This window comes from Rhodococcus sp. SJ-3 (assembly GCF_051918125.1).
Lineage (GTDB): Bacteria > Actinomycetota > Actinomycetes > Mycobacteriales > Mycobacteriaceae > Rhodococcus.
In genome coordinates this window covers 507,323-523,942 of sequence record NZ_CM123306.1, presented here as the reverse complement: position 1 = coordinate 523,942, position 16,620 = coordinate 507,323, and the positions used below count along the sequence as shown (strand labels likewise).

General features: G+C 65.5%; 15 protein-coding genes. 8 read left to right on the top strand and 7 right to left on the bottom strand.

Annotation, left to right across the window (positions count from 1 at the left end):
* The first annotated feature begins 31 nt into the window (after positions 1 to 31).
* From mftA to ACTDXD_RS02150, 7 genes are read left to right on the top strand one after another with little or no spacing between them, the layout of a single operon-like run.
* Positions 32 to 127 carry a mycofactocin precursor MftA gene (gene mftA / locus ACTDXD_RS02180; RefSeq protein WP_006553546.1) on the top strand — a complete coding sequence of 32 codons (96 nt, stop codon included), beginning with the start codon at positions 32 to 34 and terminating at the stop codon, positions 125 to 127.
* 1 nt (position 128) lies between these two features.
* Complete coding sequence (gene mftB, locus ACTDXD_RS02175; protein ID WP_440125585.1) at positions 129 to 443, top strand: mycofactocin biosynthesis chaperone MftB; 315 nt, start codon at positions 129 to 131, stop codon at positions 441 to 443.
* A 25-nt stretch (positions 444 to 468) separates the two neighbouring features.
* Entirely contained in the window at positions 469 to 1,713 is a 1,245-nt protein-coding gene (gene mftC / locus ACTDXD_RS02170) for a mycofactocin radical SAM maturase (RefSeq protein ID WP_440125584.1), read from the top strand.
* Positions 1,714 to 1,734: 21 nt separating this feature from the next.
* Positions 1,735 to 2,943 carry a pre-mycofactocin synthase MftD gene (gene mftD, locus ACTDXD_RS02165; RefSeq protein WP_440125583.1) on the top strand — a complete coding sequence of 403 codons (1,209 nt, stop codon included), beginning with the start codon at positions 1,735 to 1,737 and terminating at the stop codon, positions 2,941 to 2,943.
* A gap of 22 nt (positions 2,944 to 2,965) precedes the next feature.
* Entirely contained in the window at positions 2,966 to 4,882 is a 1,917-nt protein-coding gene (locus ACTDXD_RS02160; RefSeq protein ID WP_440125582.1) for a mycofactocin system FadH/OYE family oxidoreductase 1, read from the top strand.
* 51 nt (positions 4,883 to 4,933) lie between these two features.
* Positions 4,934 to 5,746: a mycofactocin-coupled SDR family oxidoreductase gene (locus ACTDXD_RS02155; protein WP_440125581.1), complete on the top strand. Its 813-nt coding sequence runs from the start codon at positions 4,934 to 4,936 to the stop codon at positions 5,744 to 5,746.
* A gap of 4 nt (positions 5,747 to 5,750) precedes the next feature.
* Entirely contained in the window at positions 5,751 to 7,718 is a 1,968-nt protein-coding gene (locus tag ACTDXD_RS02150; RefSeq protein ID WP_440125580.1) for a mycofactocin system FadH/OYE family oxidoreductase 2, read from the top strand.
* A 93-nt stretch (positions 7,719 to 7,811) separates the two neighbouring features.
* Here the strand turns inward: ACTDXD_RS02150 and ACTDXD_RS02145 are convergent, their stop codons facing one another.
* The 6 genes from ACTDXD_RS02145 to ACTDXD_RS02120 form a co-directional block, all read right to left on the bottom strand.
* On the bottom strand, positions 7,812 to 9,434 hold the full coding sequence (locus ACTDXD_RS02145; RefSeq protein WP_440125579.1) for a dipeptide ABC transporter ATP-binding protein: 1,623 nt from the start codon (positions 9,432 to 9,434) through the stop codon (positions 7,812 to 7,814).
* A 32-nt stretch (positions 9,435 to 9,466) separates the two neighbouring features.
* Positions 9,467 to 10,333, bottom strand: a complete 867-nt coding sequence (locus tag ACTDXD_RS02140; RefSeq protein ID WP_440125578.1) for an ABC transporter permease — start codon at positions 10,331 to 10,333, stop codon at positions 9,467 to 9,469.
* Positions 10,330 to 11,289, bottom strand: coding sequence for an ABC transporter permease (locus tag ACTDXD_RS02135; protein WP_440125577.1), 960 nt, complete (start codon positions 11,287 to 11,289; stop codon positions 10,330 to 10,332). The genes ACTDXD_RS02140 and ACTDXD_RS02135 overlap by 4 nt, the downstream gene beginning before the upstream one ends.
* 6 nt (positions 11,290 to 11,295) lie before the next feature.
* Complete coding sequence (locus tag ACTDXD_RS02130; RefSeq protein WP_440125576.1) at positions 11,296 to 12,873, bottom strand: ABC transporter substrate-binding protein; 1,578 nt, start codon at positions 12,871 to 12,873, stop codon at positions 11,296 to 11,298.
* A gap of 71 nt (positions 12,874 to 12,944) precedes the next feature.
* Positions 12,945 to 13,910 (bottom strand): TauD/TfdA dioxygenase family protein, encoded by a 966-nt coding sequence (locus ACTDXD_RS02125; protein WP_440125575.1) that lies wholly within the window; start codon positions 13,908 to 13,910, stop codon positions 12,945 to 12,947.
* A 41-nt stretch (positions 13,911 to 13,951) separates the two neighbouring features.
* Positions 13,952 to 14,758, bottom strand: coding sequence for a TauD/TfdA dioxygenase family protein (locus ACTDXD_RS02120; protein WP_440125574.1), 807 nt, complete (start codon positions 14,756 to 14,758; stop codon positions 13,952 to 13,954).
* Between the two features lie 192 nt (positions 14,759 to 14,950).
* Here ACTDXD_RS02120 and ACTDXD_RS02115 point away from each other — a divergent pair, with 192 nt between their 5' ends.
* Positions 14,951 to 15,610, top strand: a complete 660-nt coding sequence (locus ACTDXD_RS02115; protein WP_440125573.1) for a TetR/AcrR family transcriptional regulator — start codon at positions 14,951 to 14,953, stop codon at positions 15,608 to 15,610.
* A gap of 6 nt (positions 15,611 to 15,616) precedes the next feature.
* Here ACTDXD_RS02115 and ACTDXD_RS02110 read toward each other — a convergent pair whose 3' ends face one another.
* A complete protein-coding gene (locus ACTDXD_RS02110; RefSeq protein WP_440125572.1) occupies positions 15,617 to 16,615 on the bottom strand; it encodes a GNAT family N-acetyltransferase in 999 nt (332 codons plus the stop codon).
* Positions 16,616 to 16,620: the final 5 nt, after the last annotated feature.

The window sequence follows — 16,620 nt, the reverse complement described above, 5'->3', positions numbered from 1 at the left end:
AACCGAAGTGCGAAAGAACCGAGGAGGAAGCATGTCCGATCGTGACAACGCCGTGATCGAGTCCGATCTGATCGAGGAGTCTCTCGTCGAAGAGGTGTCCATCGACGGTATGTGCGGCGTGTACTGACATGACCGCGCCCGGAGCCACCGACGTGTCCCCCGAAGCTATGGACACCGAAACGTTCGACCCGGGTGCCACCTGGCGGCTCCATCCGCAGGTAGCGCTTCGCCCCGAACCTTTCGGGGCGTTGCTCTACCACTTCGGCACCCGCAAGCTGTCGTTCCTGAAGAACACCGTCATCGTCGAGGTCGTCAAGTCGCTCGATGGTCATGCATCGGTGCAAGAGGCGTTGCGCGCCCACGGGATCGACGAGAGCGCCGAGCGACCCTACGTGCGTGCCCTCGGCACGCTGGCCGCTTCGAACATGATCGTTCCCGCCTGACGTTCCGACCCAGCAAGGATTCGCCATGACGTCTCTGCTCGAACCGCCCGTAACCTCTGCACCACCGAAGGTGGGTCGCCTCGTCGACCAGTTCGAAAAAGGTCTCGACGCCCCGATCTGCCTGACCTGGGAGCTGACCTACGCCTGCAACCTGTCGTGCGTGCACTGCCTGTCGTCTTCCGGTAAGCGCGACCCCCGCGAACTCAGCACGCAGCAGTGCAAGTCGATCATCGACGAGCTCCAGCGCATGCAGGTGTTCTACGTCAACATCGGCGGCGGTGAACCCACAGTGCGCTCCGACTTCTGGGAGCTCGTCGACTACGCCACGGAGCATCAGGTGGGCGTGAAGTTCTCCACCAATGGCGTGCGCATCGACAAGAAGGTCGCCGCGCGCCTCGCCGCCTCCGACTACGTCGACGTGCAGATCTCCCTCGACGGCGCGACCGCCGAGGTCAACGACGCGGTGCGCGGTCCGGGCTCCTTCGCGATGGCCGTGCGTGCGCTCGAGAATCTGTCCGAGGCCGGCTTCCGCGACGCGAAGATCTCCGTTGTCGTCACCCGCCAGAATGTCGATCAGCTCGACGAGTTCAAGGCTCTCGCCGATCAGTACGGCGCGACACTCCGCATCACGCGGCTGCGCCCCTCCGGTCGTGCCGTGGACGTGTGGGACGACCTGCACCCCACCCACGAGCAGCAGCGACAGCTCTACGACTGGCTCGTCGCGCACGGCGAAGGGGTGCTCACCGGCGATTCGTTCTTCCACCTGTCCGCCTTCGGAGGCTCCGACGGCGGGGGTGGGCTGCCCGGCCTGAACCTGTGCGGCGCCGGCCGTGTCGTGTGCTTGATCGACCCGATCGGAGACGTGTACGCCTGCCCGTTCGCGATTCACGACAACTTCCTTGCAGGCAACATCCTCACCGACGGCGGATTCTCACAGGTCTGGAAGACCTCGGAACTGTTCCGTTCGCTGCGCGAACCGCAGTCCGCCGGTGCGTGTGCGTCGTGCAACTTCTACGACTCCTGCCGCGGCGGATGCATGGCCGCGAAGTTCTTCACAGGTCTTCCGATGGACGGACCGGATCCCGAATGTGTTCAGGGATACGGACAATCGGCACTCGAAGGCGAACGCACCGTGCCGCAGTCCAGCGTCGACCACTCGCGTACCGGCAAGCGCGCCGAGCGTCGCACCCCTGCGGCGCCGGTGCCCCTGACCCTGCTCACCAAACCCCCCGCCAAGTTCTGCGACGAGAATCCGCTCGCAGGTCTGTAGATCCCGAGGAGACCACTTCAGATGGCCAAGCCCTCCTGGCTGAAGAACCCGTGGGCCCAGGACCCCTGGTTCGAAACGGTCGCGATCGCGCAGGAGCGCGCCCGCAAACGACTGCCCAAGTCCGTCTACGGCGCACTGGTTGCCGGGTCGGAAGCCGGTCTCACGGTGGACGACAACACGGCCGCGTTCCGCGAACTCGGTTTCGCTCCGCACGTTGCCGGGCTGTCCGACAAACGTGAGATGGGCACCCGCATCCTGGGGCAGGACGTGTCACTGCCGGTGATGATCTCCCCGACCGGCGTGCAGGCCGTGCATCCCGACGGTGAGGTCGCGGTGGCTCGCGCCGCGGCTGCCCGAGGTGTAGCGATGGGACTGAGCTCGTTCGCGAGCAAATCCATCGAAGATGTCGCCGCGGTCAACGACAAGACGTTCTTCCAGATGTACTGGGTGGGCAGCCGCGAGGTGCTCGTCCAGCGCATGGAACGTGCCCGTGCAGCCGGGGCGAAGGGCCTGATCATGACCCTCGACTGGTCGTTCTCCAACGGCCGCGACTGGGGCAGCCCGGCCATCCCCGAGAAGATGAATCTCGACGCGATGATCAAGTTCGGTCCCGAGGGCATCACACGTCCCAAGTGGTTGCTCGAGTGGGCCAAGACGGGCGGAGTCCCCGATCTGACCACACCGAACCTCACGCTCCCGGGCGGAGAAGCGCCCACGTTCTTCGGTGCGTACGGCGAATGGATGACCACCCCGCTGCCCACGTGGGAAGACGTTGCGTGGTTGCGTGAGCAGTGGGGCGACGGACCGTTCGTGCTCAAGGGCGTCATGCGCGTCGACGACGCCAAGCGGGCAGTCGATGCCGGAGTCACCGCGATCTCGGTGTCGAACCACGGCGGTAACAACCTCGACGGCACTCCCGCGCCGATTCGCGCGCTGCCTGCTATCGCCGAGGCGGTCGGCAAGGACGTCGAGGTGCTGCTCGACGGCGGTATCCGCCGCGGCAGCGACGTCGTCAAGGCACTGGCGCTCGGGGCCAAGGGCGTTCTCATCGGACGCGCTTACCTATGGGGTCTCGCCGCGAACGGTCAGGCCGGTGTCGAGAACGTCCTCGACATCCTCAGTGGTGGGATCGGCTCCGCTCTCATGGGTCTCGGTAAGAACTCGATCCACGAGCTGACCCCGGACGACGTGTTCGTACCGGCCGGGTTCCGCCGCGACCTCGGCATCTGAGACGAATCTCGTTCCGACACAGATGAGCTCAGGGCGTGCCTGCCCGATCAGGCTCACCGATCCGATCACCCTCGCCGGACGTACTGCTCCGGCGAGGGTGATCTTCGGTCCCCATGAGACGAATCTCGCAGAGGGAAGGTCGTTCTCAGCTGAGCACGTCGCCTACTACGAGCGGCGTGCGCGCGGCGGCGCCGGCATCGTTGTCACCGAGGTCGCATCGGTCCACCGTCTCGATCATCCCTACGAGCGCGCGCCCCTCGCGGAAGACAGCGGGACCGGGTGGGCACGAATCGTCGACGCATGCCGTCCCCTTGGTTCTCTCGTCCTCGTCGGCCTCGGACACAGCGGCCTGCAGGGGTCCAGCGCCTGGTCGCAGTCGGCCCTGTGGGCTCCGTCGCGTGTACCCGACCCGGCGACCCGCGAACTGCCCGCCGAGATGACCGCCGCCGACATCGATGCCGTCATCGAGGGATTCCGGCGTGCAGCCGCGATTGCAGTCGCGTCGGATGCAGACGGAGTCGAACTCGATGCCGGACCCACCGCGCTGTTGCGCCAGTTCCTGTCCCGGCTCACCAACCATCGCGCGGACGAATACGGCGCCGACAGGCTGCGCTTGCTGCGCGAGGTGCTGGCCGCCGTTCGCGCCGAGCTGGGTGCGACGCGAATAGTGGCCTTACGCCTGTCGTGCGACGAGAACGCTCCCTGGGCGGGTATCACCCCGGATGTTGCGGCCGAGTGGGCACGCGGCCTCGCCCCGCATCTCGACCTGCTCACCGTCGTGCGCGGTGGTCTCTACACACCCGAGGCCTACCGCCCCGACGCGCACACTCCGGAAGGATTCAACGGCGACCTGTGTCGCGGGATTCGCAACGCTGTCGACGGCGCCTGCCCGGTGGTCCTGCAGGGTAGTGTCGTCGACCCCGAGCGTGCGGCACTCGCGCTCGACGGGATCTGCGACATGGTCGAGATGACGCGTGCGCAGATCGCCGATCCCGATCTCGTGCGCTCGATCCGAGACGGTCGACGGCCGAGACCGTGCGTGCGATGCAACCAAGCGTGTCTCGTCCGGGATTTCCGCAACCCGATCGTCGGATGCATCGGAAACGCGGAGGCAGGGCGAGAGACCCGGCCGCCGGTTCGGCACGCAGACGACACCCGCGACGTGATGGTCGTCGGCGGCGGACCGGCCGGTCTCGAAGCTGCGCGTGTGCTCGCCGAACGCGGGCACCGTGTCGTATTGACCGAGCGGGACGAACGTGTCGGAGGCCTGACGGCGCTGATCTCGGCCGGGCAGGGGCGTGCTGATTTTTCCGCACTCACCAGCTGGATCGAGAGTCGTTGTCGTGCAATCGGAGTCGAGATTCGGAGCGGAACCGAAGCCGTCGACGCCGACATCGGGTCGGCAGTCGCACAGGGCGTCGCGGTGGTGCTGGCCACCGGCGGTGAACCCCGCCGCCCGGCTTTTCCCGTTGCAGATGAAAGCCGGTACCTCACGGCAGCCGAGGCGCTGGCGAAGCCCTGCCGAACCTCGGGCCGGGTGGTCGTGTGGGACCCTGCAGGCGGCCCGGCCGCCGTCGCGGTTGCCGAACGTGTCGCGGAACTCGGGGCCGAGGTACATTACGCGACCGTCGATCCGATTGCCGGGTCCAGGTTGGCGCCCACGGGCGATCTCGTTGCGGCCGGTACACGCTTCGCGCAGGCCGGTATCACCCGGCACCTCGACGTCACGGTGAGTGCGGTCGATAGCGACGGTGTTCACCTCCGGTGCCGCCATGCGGACGACTCGGTGGTGGTGGCGGAGGCGACCCTCGTCGACTGCGCCCCGCTGCGTCCGGGTTCGCCCAGGCGGCCGAAGACGATGCGTATCGGCGACTGCGTCGCACCGAGAACTGTCCGTTCAGCGGTCGAGGAAGGGTACGAACTGGGACGCACGCTGTAATCTGAGCAAACTGAAACAAGTTCTACTCGACGATCGAAGGGAACGGCTGCAATGGGCGAATTCGACGGCAAAGTCGTCTTCATCACCGGTATCGCGCGGGGGCAGGGCCGCAACCATGCCCTGCGGTTCGCGCGCGAAGGCGCATCGATCATCGGGATCGACGTCGCGAAACCGGTCACGGAGTACGCCACCTACGAGCAGGCAACCGAGGACGACTTCCACGAGACCGTCCGGTTGGTCGAGGAGGTGGGCGGCAAGATCGTTGCCCGAATCGGGGACGTCCGCGACAGCGCCGCCTTGAAATCCGTGGTCGACGAGGGCGTGGCGCAATTCGGCCGGCTCGACGTCGTGGTGGCCAATGCGGGTATCTGCACATGGAACCGATTCTGGGAAATGCCCGACGACCAGTTCGAAGAGCTCATCGACATCAACCTCACAGGCGTGTTCAAAACCCTCAAGGCTGCGGCACCCGCGATGATCGAGGCGGGCAACGGCGGATCGATCATCGTGGTCAGCTCGGTCGCGGGCCTCAAGGCAATGCCGGGCCAGATCAACTATGCAGCAGCCAAGTTCGGCCTCGTGGGCATCACCCAGGCCGCCGCGAAGGAACTCGGAGAGTTCAACATCCGCGTCAACTCCATCCACCCGTACGGTGTGAACACCCCCATGGGCACCGATGTTGCCGTCCTGCAGTTGTTCGACAAGCACCCTGCATGGGGGCCGAATTTCGTCCCGATCCTCACCGAGAAGCCCATCGCCGATCCCGACGACATCTCCGACTCGGTGCTCTTCCTCGCGAGCGACCGTGCGAAGACCATCACCGGAAGTCAGATGGCGCTCGACCAGGGCAACTCCAAGGTCTGAACCGATGTCGCGCGACGCGGACGGAGCCGATCCGCAGGACACCCTGCGGATCGGGCCGTTCACGCTGCGCAACCGCATGATCTTCCCCGCCCACCTCACCAACTTCGCGGTCGACGGCATGATCACCGATCAGCACATCGCCTACTACGAGGCGCGTGCGCGCGGCGGTGCAGCCATGATCATCACCGAGGAACACACCGTGCATCCCTCGGACCGGCCCTACGAGAAGCTGATCCGCGGATGGGATCCAGCGGTGCTACCCGGCTACCGGCGGCTTGCCGCCGCGGTGCATCGACACGGGACCCGAATCCTCGCGCAACTCAACCACAACGGAGCGCAAGGTAGCTCGATGTACACCGGACGTCCGCTGTGGTCGCCGGGAACGGACCCCGACCCGTTGTTCCGGGAAGTGCCGATGGCAATCGGTGAACCCGAGATCGGTGAACTCGTCGACGGATACTCCGACGTCGCGCGTCGATGCATCGACGGCGGATTCGACGGTGTCGAGATCCAATGTTCGCAGGCCTCGATCCTGCGTGCTTTCCTGGCGTCCGGTGCCAATCCGCGCACCGACCGATACGGTGGCGACCTGAGTGGACGAGCGCGGTTGCTGCTCGAGGTAGTAGCTCGAGTTCGAGCCGAGATCGGGCCGGACCATGTGGTCGGGGTGCGGCTGAGCGGATACGACGGCACCGGCGGCGGTATCGACGTCGACGACGCGGTGCAGGTTGCCCGGATGCTCGAGACCACCGGTCACGTCGACTACCTCAACACCTCAGTGGGTGTCGCGACCGAAACGTTGCACCTCATCGAGGCACCGATGGCGACCCCGCACGGCTATTCCCTGTTCGTGCCCAGTGCAATCCGCGCCGCGGTGTCCCTGCCGGTCGTCGGTGTCGGGCGGTTCACGAGACCGGACCAGGTTCGGGCAGCCCTGTCCGGCGGTGTGTGTGACCTCGTCGGCGCGGTGCGAGCACAGATCGCCGATCCGGACTTCGCCGGAAAGACGCTCTCCGGTCGCGACGACGAGGTGCGCCCGTGCATCGGCTGCAACCAGGAATGCATCGGCCGCGTCGGTCTCGGCCGGTGGATCGGCTGCACCGTGAACCCGCGTGCGGGCCGGGAGTCGGTGCCGCTACCCGAGCCTCGCGTGCCCGGCCGCCGCGTGCTCGTGGTGGGTGGGGGACCGGCCGGTCTCCAGGCCGCCGCGACCGCTGCCCGTCGAGGTCACATCGTCACCCTGTGTGAGCGGGAAGCGCGGGTAGGAGGCCAGATTTGCGACGCAGCAACCGCACCCCACCGTGGTGAACTTCTCTCGATGGTGACGAGCCTAGAAGCGGAATGCCTGCGAGCAGGCGTCGAGATCCGTACAGACGTCGACGTCGATGTCGATGTCGTCAGCGAACTGCGGCCCGACGCGGTGATCGTGGCGACGGGCGCACGTCCACTCCGTCCCGCATGGGCGGCTGCGATTCAGCAGGTTATCGACGTGCGCGACGTGCTGGAAGGTCGCGCAACGCCGTCCGGCCGGATACTCGTCGTCGACGATCTCGGATTCCACGAGGCGACGTCGGTCGCCGAACTACTCGCCGACCGCGGCTGCGACGTGACGGTGTGTACCCCGGGAATGATCGTCGGCCAGGACCTCGGCCTCACTCTCGACATGGACGGCTGGCTGCGTCGTGCACACGAGAAGTGCATCGACAGGATCACCGACGTGACTGTGACGGGGGTGGCGGCCCGCGACGAAGGACTCGACGTGTCGCTGGCACATCACCCCACCGGACGAACCCGTGTGCTCACGGTCGACGGCGTGGTCGTCGCGACTCACCAAGAACCCGTCGACGAACTGTGGACAGCTCTGTCGGAGAGCGGGATCCGCGTGTCGCGAGTGGGTGATGCCGTGACCCCGCGCCGAGCCCACGCCGCGATCCTCGAAGGCGACCGTGCGGCGCTGGAAGTGGGAGTCTGACGTAGGTGTCGCGGATGTCGGTTGGTGTATCGAAATACGCGGCACCTACCGTCGTTTCTGACTTCTACATGTCGTTGCGGTGCTGAGAAGGTGTCAGATCGCAAGCACGGTGTCGCCGTGTCGGCGGGCCGGATCCGGAACCGGTACCGCGTCGATGAGCGCCCGGGTGTACGGCTCGCGCGGTGAAGTGAAGACAGCATCGACCGGACCGGTCTCGACGACCGACCCCGACTGCAGTACCACGACGCGGTCGGCGACCTGGTGCACCACAGCCAAGTCGTGACTGATGAACAAGCACGCGAACCCGAGTTCGATCTGGATCTCGGCGAACAGGTCGAGCACCTCGGCTTGCACCGAGACATCGAGAGCGCTGGTGGGTTCGTCCGCGATGAGCAAGCGCGGCGCCAGAGCCAGCGCTCGGGCCAGTGCGACACGCTGCCGCTGTCCGCCGGAGAGCTGGTGTGGGAAACGGACGGTGAGGGCCGCAGGCAGGCGCACCGCGTCGAACAGATCGAGAACCCGCTTCCGTCGCTCCGCCGGTGTGCCGACGGAATGCACGTCCAACGGCTCCCGGACACTGGCTCCGACGGAGAGCCGCGGGTCGAGTGAGGTTGCGGGATCCTGCTGCACGAACGCCACATCGCGACGCAGTGTGCGGAGCTGCGCAGCGGAGATCGTGGCAAGGTCGTGGCCCTCGACCGACACCCGCCCCGACGTTGCCTGCACCAAACCGATTGCGACGCGACCGAGAGTGGATTTGCCGGAACCGGATTCGCCGACGAGGCCGACCACTTCGCCGGTGTGGACGGTCAGGTCGACCGCGTCGACCGCGCGGAACGCCTCGGTGCCGCGACGCCCGGGATAGGTGACGCCCACGGAGTCGAGTTCGAGAACGACCTCGGATGCAGGTTTCGCCGGGGCTGGTGCACTCGCGTGCTCGGGCAATCGAGGTACAGCGGCGAGCAGCGCCCGGGTGTACGGGTGCTCGGGTGCATCGAAGAGCGAATGGGTGGTGTCGGTTTCGACGACCTCTCCGCGCCTCAGTACGACCACGCGGTCGGCCTGCTGCGCGACGACGCCCATGTTGTGGGTGATGAGCAGAATTCCCATGCCGGTGCGCTGACGAATGCGGACGAGAAGGGCGAGGATCTCGGCCTGCACGGTGACATCGAGCGCGGTCGTGGGTTCGTCGGCGACAAGCAGATCTGGATCGTTGGCGAGTGCTAGCGCAATCGCGACACGCTGCTTCTGCCCGCCGGAGAGTTGATGGGGAAAGTGGTCCACCCGCTTCGCGGGTTCGGGGATCTCAACTTGGTCGAGAAGCGAGATCGCGAGCTTTCTCGCTTCGGCCTTCGAGACCTTCCGGTGTGCACAGATGGCTTCGCGCAACTGCCAGCCGATGCGGCGCACCGGGTTCAATGCGCTCTGCGGTTCCTGGAAGATCAGTGCGACGTCGGAGCCGCGGCGTCGCTCGAGGTCGCCCTCGTCGGCACCGATCACCTCGTTTCCGTCCAGCAGGATCGAGCCCGCTACGGACGCGGTCGCGGGGAGGAGGCCGAGGATCGCCCGCGCGGTCATGGACTTGCCTGATCCGGATTCGCCGACCAGCGCGACGACCTCGCCACGCTCGACCTGGAGCGAGACGTTGTCGACGGCGGGATGCCCGGTTCCGAAGTCGATGGTGAGACCGGAGACGGTGAGCAGTGGTGTGGTCACAGGAAGGTCCTTGCTGGTGAGTGCGGCCGGTGTCAGCGGCGACGCGAACGGGCGGCCAGTGCTTGCGAGATCAGGAGCAGGCCGAGGACGAGAACGACCACCACGACCAGCGGACCTACGACGAACAACGGTGAGTGATAGGCGTTCTGGGTGCCTTCCTTGATCAGTGATCCCAGGGACGGCGTGGGCGGTGTGATTCCGAGGCCGAGGAAGCTCATCGCACCCTCGATGAACACTCCGACAGACATCGCGAGCGCTAGCTGCACCGTGAGTGGTTCGAGGCAATTCGGGAGGATGTGCCTGCGCATGATCCATCCCTCCTCGGCGCCGACGGATCGTGCTGCCTCGACGAAGGGTGCCTGACGTACCGTGAGCACCGACGTTCGCATCAGGCGGCCGAACACGGGGATCTCGGCGAGCACGATCACCGTGGCGATCGTCCACACACCCGGGCCGATCACCATCGTCAGCGCGATGGCCAGCACGATGGTCGGGAAGGCGAGGATCAGGTCGAACGACCGCTGAACCAGAGTGTCGAGCCAGGCGAACCGCGTTGCAGCCAGGCCGAGCAGCGAGCCGAGTGCCGCGCCCACCGGAACGGCGAGGAACACGACGAGCAGGTCGATGCGGATGCCGTACAGGGTGCGGGACAGGACGTCGCGGCCGACGGAATCCGTACCGAGGAGGTGTTCGCCGCCCGGCGGCTGGAGGGTAGAGCCCGGGATCTGCTGGTCGGGGGCGAACGGGGCGAGCCACGGCGCGAACACCCCGGCCAGGACCACGATTCCGACCAGGATCAGACCGACCAGACCGCGGCCGCGACGAAGTGCGCTCCAGACGCTGTCGCGGTTCGTGCCCACCGGGGAGGTCGCGTCAGCGGTGAGAGTCGTCGTGCTCATATTTTGTCTCCCAGCCGGATTCGAGGGTCGAGCGACGCATTGACCAGGTCGGTGACCAACTGGATGATCACGAACAGTGCCACTGAGAACAACAGCATCACCTGCACCACCGGATAGTCCCGGCTCGAGATGGCGCGCTCGATGAGGTGGCCGAGCCCGGGCCACGCGAAGATCGCTTCCACCAGCACGGCGCCTCCGAGCAGGTGGCCGATCTGGATACCGAGGACGGTGATCGATGCAGGAAGTGCATTCGGGAGGGCCTGGGTGAGCACGATCCGGCGGCGGGAGATCCCCAGTGCTCGCGCGGTCGTGACGTAGGGCTCCTCGAGCTGGGTGCGCAGCGATTCGGTGAGAAATCGTGTGAGTGAGGCCGCGATCGGCAACGCCAGGCACACCGCGGGCAGTATCAGATACTGCGCCGATATCCCGATGTCGTCGAGGAATCCCCTGCGGGGTATGCCGCCTGCGGGTAGGACAGCCCACACGACACCGAAGAGGACCACCAGCGCAGCGCCGGTGACGAAGTTCGGAATGGCCACGGCCACGGTGCCGAAAGTGGTCACGATGCTGCCAAGCCATTTGCGGTCCACGATCACCGACACGGTGCTCAGTATGAGCGCTACGGCAACAGCGAGGACCAGGGCCGACAGCGCGAGAACGAGGGTGTTGCCCAGTGCATCGAGCAGGAGCGAACCGATCTCACCGCCGAGGACCAGTGACCTTCCCGGATCCAACGTGACGATCCCGGACAGCCACGAGAAGTACTGTGCAATGGGGGATCCGGTGAGCCCGAGTTCGGCGCGCAGTGCGTCGATTGCTTCCGGAGGAGCGTCCGGTCCGGCGAGAACCATGGCGGGATCACCGGGAACCAATCGGAGCAGCGCGAAGATGAGAACTGATCCGACGGCGAGGACGACGAGTGCGGAGGGTATCCGTCGCAGAGCGTAGTTAAGCATACTCGGTCACTCACTCAGGTAGGTGTCGCTGAGGTCGAGCTCGGCCTTCTTCGACCAGTCGATGTTGTGGACGTTTCCTGACATGGCAAGCCAATTCTCGGAGGCGAACAACTCGATGAGGAACGCGTTGTCGAGCAACTCGGTGTTGAGGACCTTGTATGCGGCTTGGGCCTCGGCGCTGGTCGGATCGACGATCTGCCACGCGTTCGCGACTGCGGCCTGATAGTCCGGATCGATGAAATTCGACGTGTTCTTCTTCGAGTTGAACGGGTAGGCACTGGTCGGAAGCGTCGCCGGTGTGTACTGCGTGTAGGTGTGGGCCGTGATCCAGAGCCCGCCGTAGGTTCCGCCGATCAGGTGTTTGAGATTGGTTGCCTGGTCCACCGGCTCGAGCCTGGTCTCGATCCCGGCTGCGGCGAGGTCCGCCTGGATGATCTGCGCAACGGCCTCGGACTCACTCGAGCCCGTTGTGTAGGTGATCGGGATGACCGGGATGGCGCCGACTTCCGCAACCAGCGCCTTGGCCTTGTCGACGTCCTGGGCGTAGGTGACGTTGAGGTCCGCGTCGTAGGCCGGGGAGTATTCCGGCCAGGGCAGACTGCCGGCGGTTCCGTAGCCCTGGTAGACGTCAGCGAGGATGCGATCGTTGTCCACCGCGTAGGCGATGGCCTGACGGACCCGGACGTCGCTGATCCCGGGTGCCTGGACATTCGCACCGATGTACCAGTTGCGTTCCACCCCTACCTGATCGACCAGCTGGTAGCGATTGTCGCCCTCGAGCTGTTCAGCATCGCGAGGAGCCAGGGCGAGTAGCAGGTCGAGCTGACCGGAGCGCAGTTGGGAGACTCGCGTCTGGGCATCGGGAATGACAATGTACTCGACACCGTCGAGGTGAGGAGCTCCGTCCCAGTAACTCTCGTTGGCCTCGAACGTGATCGATGAACTCGGCTTCCACTCCACGAAGCGGAACGCTCCGGTGCCGTTGTAGCCCGAACCGGCGTCGAAGTCGGCGATGGTGCCTTCGTCGATGATCGGCACGATGTCGAGCAGGTCGAGGATATTGCTGGCAGGCTGTGAGAGCGTCAGGGTGATGGCGTGCGGGTTCGAGGTGTCGTACTCCGTGATCAGCGCAGCGGTGCTCGCGAGCTGACCGGCCCGCATGGGGTCCGCGTAGGTGCGCAAGCTGAACTCGACGTCCTCGGAGGTGAACGGCTTACCGTTGTGGAAGGTCACGTCGGGTCGCAACGTGAGGGTCACCAACTTGCCGTCGGGAGAGACCTCCCAGGATTCGGCCAGTACGGGTTCCGCTTCCAAACCGTCCGGTGGGTAGCTGACGAGGGTGTCGTAGACCAGTCCGGTGATGGTGGCTCCCGCCAGGGCACCGGAATAGAACGAGGCTGGCACAAGGTCGCCGCCGTCTCCGATCCGGAGCACACCACCTTCGGTGACCTCTGCGCTGCCGGCCTCTGCCGCAGCCTGGTCGACCGCCGAGGTACATCCCGCAACGGCGAGGACACCGGCGAGGGACAGGGTGATCGCTCCGAGCATGGAGTGGCGCCGAAGGTGTGCGGGGCGGCTGAACACGGAAGGTTCCTTTCGGGAGCGGATCCGGTCACTCATGAGGGAGTGACCGGATCCGACAGGGGCGAGGTGGATCAGGATTCGAAACCGGGGAAACGGTCGGGGGTGTCGACGACGGAGAAGTGCGATGCGTCACCGGTGATGATGCGGCTGGCTTCACCGTCGACAGAGACGGGGACATCGCCGGCCACGGTCACCCGGTGGACGCTGCGCTTGTGGTCGCCGTAGTCCGCGATGCCGTAATGCTGAGTGGCGCGGTTGTCCCAGATGACGAGGTCGCCCGGCGTCCAGGCCCACCGCAGGGTGTTCTCGAGCTTGATGATCCGTTCCTGAAGGAGCTGGTAGAGGGCCGTCGACTCGGAGCTCTTCAGCCCGACGAACTTCTTGACGAAATGGCCAAGCACGAGCGACTTCTCACCGGTCTCGGGGTGGACGCGAACCACGGGGTGTTCCGTCTCGAAAACCGTGCGGGTGAAGTCCTTCATCGTCTCGTTCGTCCGCGCGGCGATGCCTTGCTTGTCGGCGTGGACCCCGGCGTAGTCGTATTCGTTGCTGTGGACTGCCCACAGGTTGTCCACGAGTGCCTTCAACGGAGCGGGAAGCTGCGCGTACGCGGCGGTCGTCGACGCCCAGGTGGTGGCACCACCGTAGGGCGGGATCTCGACCGCACGGAGGATCGAGGCCTTCGGAATCCGATCGATGAAGGTGACATCGGTGTGCCAGCTGTTGGCGGCGCCTTCGAGGATCAGGGTCCGGTTGTCCTCCGAGGTCAGCGTCGGGTGAGTGGTGGTCGGCGTCCCGAGCGTTCCGGCGAACTGGTACTGGATGTCGTCGGTGAGGTGATGCTGGCCGCGGAAGACGACCACCTTGTTGGCGGCGAGCGCGTAGCGGATTGCGTAGGCGGTGTCGGGCGAGATGTCGCCGGAGACATGAACGCCTTCGATGAGTGCGCCGATGTTCTCGCCGAGCTTGGTGACGGTGATTCCGCCGGCCGCATAGATGTCGGTGGCGGTGCTGGGGCGGGTTTCGACGGTGGTCATGTGTATCTCCTCGTGTGATGTGAAGTGAGTGGACAACGGGGTCAGCGGGCGGGGACGGGTGTCTCGGGTGCCACCTCGATGCGATGGATGCGGCGCGGTTCGTCGCCGTAGTCGTAGATCGCGTTGTGCTGGACGAAATGGTTGTCCCAGATCGCGATGTCGCCGACCTGCCAACGGCGCCGGACCGTGAATTCCGGGCGGATCGAGACCGATACGAGGAGTCGGAGAAGTGCTCGGCTCTCGTCTGCGGACAACTCGTTGATGTGAGAGGTGAACAGATCGTTGACGAACAACGCTTCGCGGCCGGTCTCGGGATGACGGATCACCAGGGGGTGCGTTGCCTCGGTTGTATCCGGCCGGGGGGAGATCCGATGTGTTGCGGTCAGACCGTACAAAGCCTCGCGGAGCGGGGCAGACAGCGCTTCGAGCGCGGCGTATTGGTTCGACCACAGCGTGTCACCACCTGCCGAAGGCAGCACCTGCATGTGCAGGATGGAGAACCGCGACGGCGCGGCCCGCCACGAGACATCGCAATGCCAGCGATTCGCCTGATAGGCACTTCCGTTGTCGGTGCCGATGACGCTGATCTCGCGATAGCCCTCGGCTTCGAGGTTGGCCAGATGCTGGTGCGGATACACGACTTCGCCGAAATGCTGAGAGAAGTCCCGGTGGACGGCCGGATCGACACCCTGGCCCGGGAAGAACAACACACAGTGCCGAGTGAGCGCGTCTCTGATCGTGCGGACGTCGGCGTCCGTCAGCGAGTCCAGACGTAGTCCGTGGATCTCGGCGCCGATGGTCCCCGTGAGGGGCACAACGGTCACAATGGGTTGTTCGAGCGTGGTCATCGATCGGGCCTCTCGACGCATGGCGGGCGGTTCAACGAGGGCCAAAGTAATTCCGAATAGTTAAGTTGGGTACGCATACGATCGGTGTGCGTCGAAGGGTTTACATCGGGCGGGTAGTCCGGTAGAGCTACGAATCCGGGAGGTCCGTACCGCGGCAATCGCCGCACGACTTCAGACTCGGGGTGGATGGTCGTGACGAGCCGACGGGGCCGGTACAGCTCAGGACAAGAAACACGACTGCTGCTCGTCGAGACAGCCGAACGTCTGTTCGCGGTGCGGGGATATCACGCGGTGACCTTGGGAGACGTCAGGGCGGCCGCGGGGCAGAACAATGCGTCGGTCGTCAGGTACTACTTCGGCTCGAAGGAGGGTTTGCTCACTGCGATCCTGGATCATCGCCTGCCTCGGATCAGCGCCTATCGCGGCGAGTTGATCCGAGAGTGGGTCGCGGTCGGCGCGACATTCACTGCGCGGGATGCATTGTGGTGTCTCGTCGAACCTTTGGCCGACAGCGTCCGCCGTGGCGAGTACTACGTGGCTCTGCTCGACAGGCTCCTCGAAGCGGAGGTCATCGGCGAGACCTTCACTGCGGCAGACCCCGGTGGCACCGCGAGTGGATTCGAGATCGACTTGGTACTGCGCGGCGTTATCTACGAACTTCCGGAAGGTGCACGAAGACAACGGATTGTCATGGTGTACACAAGTGTGCTCGGAACACTCGCGCAGTACATCCGCACAGGAACCGAACTGGCGCCGACCGAGGTGCCCGCACTCATCGATGCGTGGGAGGGATTACTCTGTGCGCCGACATCGGAGGAGACCCGCGGTATTCAGGCGGTGGCGCGGCGGTAGCGCCGATCAGTCGAGCTCGCGCACCATCGCGATGCGTGGCCACTGCCCGATGGCGCGTGCCCGTTCGTCGGCGAGGATCGCCTCCAGCTCGGGTGTGAGTTGGGAATCTTCCACGACCTCGAAGCCGATCCGCTCGTAGTACGGCGCATTCCAGGGTACGTCGCGGAAAGTGGTGAGGGACAGAATGGTACAGCCGCGATCGCGTGCCCACCCCGCGACGTGATCGATGAGCGCACGACCCACTCCGTGACGTGCGGCATCCGGGTGCACCGACACCTGCTCGATGTGGGCTGCGCCGTCCATGAGCTCTGCGATCAGATATCCCACAGGTCGGTTTGCCTCGTCCAGCCAGGCCCAGCACCGGCCTGCATCCACATAGGTTCGAAGCTCATCCAGGGTCGGCGGTTCGTCCTCGGCGACGAGCGTCATGCCGATGTCGGCGAACGGTTGTCCGGCAGCACGTTCGATGTCCTGCATGGCGCGGAGATCCAGCTCTGTCGCCAACCGGACGGGCGGTAACTCCTTGGCGAAATACAGTGACGAGTCGGCGTCGCCGTACAGCCCGAAACGTTCGGGCATCGGGTCGTACCCGGCCGCGGCATACATCGCGAGCGCCTCGGGTTGCTCGGTGCCGGTTTCCAGAACCGCTCGTCGACGACCTGCGTCGACCGCGGTGCGTTCGAGCGCCCCGAGCATCCGTCGTGCAATACCTCGCCGCCGTGCGTTGCTGCGCACATACATCCGTTTCAGCTCGGCGTCCCCGTCGCGCAGGCCGGCATGGGTGGCGTCCTTCGCTCGCCAGCCGCCGATGCCCACGGGCGTTCCGTCAGCGTATGCGACAAGGAAGACACCCTGTGGGGGAGCGAACTCGTCCGGCAGCAGTTCGGTGTGGTCGGGCCCACCGTAGCGCCGGACGTACTCGAGCTGGACCTCGCCGATGAGTTCCTGCGCGTCCGGGTCGTCGAGCGGACGGTGTTCGATCTGCACGTCAGGTTCGATCTGCACGTCAG

Bases quoted from the DNA above. Each gene is read 5' to 3' on its own strand.
- mftA (WP_006553546.1), top strand. From the start codon at position 32: ATGTCCGATCGTGACAACGCCGTGATCGAGTCCGATCTGATCGAGGAG.
- mftB (WP_440125585.1), top strand. From the start codon at position 129: ATGACCGCGCCCGGAGCCACCGACGTGTCCCCCGAAGCTATGGACACC.
- mftC (WP_440125584.1), top strand. From the start codon at position 469: ATGACGTCTCTGCTCGAACCGCCCGTAACCTCTGCACCACCGAAGGTG.
- mftD (WP_440125583.1), top strand. From the start codon at position 1,735: ATGGCCAAGCCCTCCTGGCTGAAGAACCCGTGGGCCCAGGACCCCTGG.
- ACTDXD_RS02160 (WP_440125582.1), top strand. From the start codon at position 2,966: ATGAGCTCAGGGCGTGCCTGCCCGATCAGGCTCACCGATCCGATCACC.
- ACTDXD_RS02155 (WP_440125581.1), top strand. From the start codon at position 4,934: ATGGGCGAATTCGACGGCAAAGTCGTCTTCATCACCGGTATCGCGCGG.
- ACTDXD_RS02150 (WP_440125580.1), top strand. From the start codon at position 5,751: ATGTCGCGCGACGCGGACGGAGCCGATCCGCAGGACACCCTGCGGATC.
- ACTDXD_RS02140 (WP_440125578.1), bottom strand. From the start codon at position 10,333: ATGAGCACGACGACTCTCACCGCTGACGCGACCTCCCCGGTGGGCACG.
- ACTDXD_RS02135 (WP_440125577.1), bottom strand. From the start codon at position 11,289: ATGCTTAACTACGCTCTGCGACGGATACCCTCCGCACTCGTCGTCCTC.
- ACTDXD_RS02125 (WP_440125575.1), bottom strand. From the start codon at position 13,910: ATGACCACCGTCGAAACCCGCCCCAGCACCGCCACCGACATCTATGCG.
- ACTDXD_RS02120 (WP_440125574.1), bottom strand. From the start codon at position 14,758: ATGACCACGCTCGAACAACCCATTGTGACCGTTGTGCCCCTCACGGGG.